At 51.2% G+C, this 1,932-nt stretch carries 2 protein-coding genes; one reads left to right on the forward strand and one right to left on the reverse strand.

Going from position 1 to position 1,932, the window contains the following annotated elements; genetic code table 11:
• Positions 1 to 363: 363 nt before the first annotated feature.
• A complete protein-coding gene (locus tag ACKLKD_RS27760; RefSeq protein ID WP_012772745.1) occupies positions 364 to 600 on the reverse strand; it encodes a hypothetical protein in 237 nt (78 codons plus the stop codon).
• Between the two features lie 1,118 nt (positions 601 to 1,718).
• Between ACKLKD_RS27760 and ACKLKD_RS27765 the strand changes: the two genes are divergently transcribed.
• Positions 1,719 to 1,932, forward strand: a 214-nt coding sequence (locus tag ACKLKD_RS27765; protein WP_420062008.1) for an NINE protein, incomplete at its 3' end; no start/stop codon positions are given.

Raw genomic sequence — 1,932 nt, forward strand, 5'->3', positions numbered from 1 at the left:
ATCTAATTTTTTGCTGGACATTCATACCCGCGATCATCGCGTTTATTGAGTTTATTATTTATCTATGCGATTCCGATGAAAAATTCGCACGAAAATATGGCTAACTCATAGCAAAAAAAAGCCCCCTAAGGGCTTTTTTTTGTACCTGACGGTCAGACCGATTAAACATAACATCCCTTGCCCGCACCACCGCAGGCGCCCTCAGCGCAATCCTGCCGCATCAGGGCCGTTTCCGGCACCTTTCCTCACCAGTATCCCGGAAAAACGCCCCTGATGATTTCTGCGCGACTGCATGGCTATGCACGCAGGTGAATGGCAGGTGATTTCGCAGCGTCAGCACCACTAAACCGCCAAAAGCCAAAATCAGCGGCGCGGCGCGCGCGGACGTGACCAGGCAAAATCGGACTGCTGCCGCTCATCCTCACGTAATGCACGCTGGCGGTCGGCGTAACGCTGCAACTCAATTTGCGCACGCGCTCTGTTCAGGACGATGTGCCGGTTAGGCTGATTTAGCTTTTTACCTGACGCTCTTTCAGCTGCGGCAACAGCATCATCAAGAAATTTTTTCTCTGCAGGCGTCAAGTTTGTCAGTCTGGCCATAACGTTCTCCAGTCAGAATAAATCAGCACAGTCTGCCAGACACAGTAGAAACGATGAAGCGCCAGCGACGGTGAAAGGCAGTCAGAAACGGTGAACGGGAGCGGATTTTAATCCGGTGCCGTGAGGCGTTGGACAAGCCGCAGGCGCGTCATTAGCTTTTAGCGGGTTTCGGGGCGCAGCCCTGAACCAGTCACGTAGCGCTAGCGGAGTGTATACTGGCTGACTATGTTGGCACGGATGTGGAAATCAGTGAAGTGCTTCATGTAGCAGGAGAAAAAAGGCGGCACCAGCGCGTCAGCAGGATATGTAGTACAGGATATATTCCGCTTCCTCGCTCACTGACTCGCTGCGCTCGGTCGTTCGGCTGCGGCGAGCGGTGCCGGCTTACAGGCGGGGCGGAAATTTCCTGGGAGATACCAGGAAGGAGCTTAACAGGGAAGAGATAAGGCCGCGGCGAAGCCGTTTTTCCATAGGCTCCGCCCCCCTGACAAACATCATGAAATCTGACGCTCAAATCAGTGGTGGCGAAACCCGATGCGGCTTAAAGATACCAGGCGTTTCCCCCTGGTGGCTCCCTCGTGCTCCCCCGCATTCCTGCCTTTCGGTTTACCGGTGTCATTCCGCTGTTATGGCCGCGTTTATCTCATTCCACGCCTGACACTCAGTTCCGCGAAGGCAGTTCGCTCCTGGATGGACTGTATGCACGAACCCCCCGTTCAGTCCGACTGCTGCGCCTTATCCGGTAACTATCATCTTGAGTCCAACCCGGAAAGACACGACTTATCGCCACTGGCAGCAGCCACTGGTAACTGATTTAGAGGAGTTAGTCTTGAAGTTATGCGCCTGTTAAGGCTAAACTGAAAGAACAGATTTGGTTACTGCGCTCCTCGTAAGCCAGTTACCACGGTTCAAAGAGTTGCTGCTCTGAGAACCTTCGAAAAACCGCCTTGCAGGGCGGTTTTTTCGTTTACAGAGCAAGAGATTACGACGCCACAGAAAGGATCTCAAGAAGATCCTTCACCGTAATGGAAATCTATCCAATCTGAGCACATAGGATACACATCGTTATAAAACATCGGATATTATGATCCCAATTAAAATAAGCTCGAGGATAAAAAATGAGTTCAATGGTTTACTGCCGAGGATGTGGCAAGGAAATACACGAAACAGCAAAGTCATGCCCGCACTGCGGAGCCACAAACGCCTCTTCAGGTTCAGGTGAAAAAAGTAGAATCGCAGCCGCGCTATTAGCATTCTTCCTTGGTGGATTTGGCGCACATAAATTTTACTTAGGAAAAATAGGACAGGGGTTCCTGTATCTAATTTTTTGCT

This window comes from Klebsiella sp. 10982 (assembly GCF_048589245.1).
GTDB classification, from domain to species: Bacteria; Pseudomonadota; Gammaproteobacteria; order Enterobacterales; family Enterobacteriaceae; genus Klebsiella; species Klebsiella quasivariicola.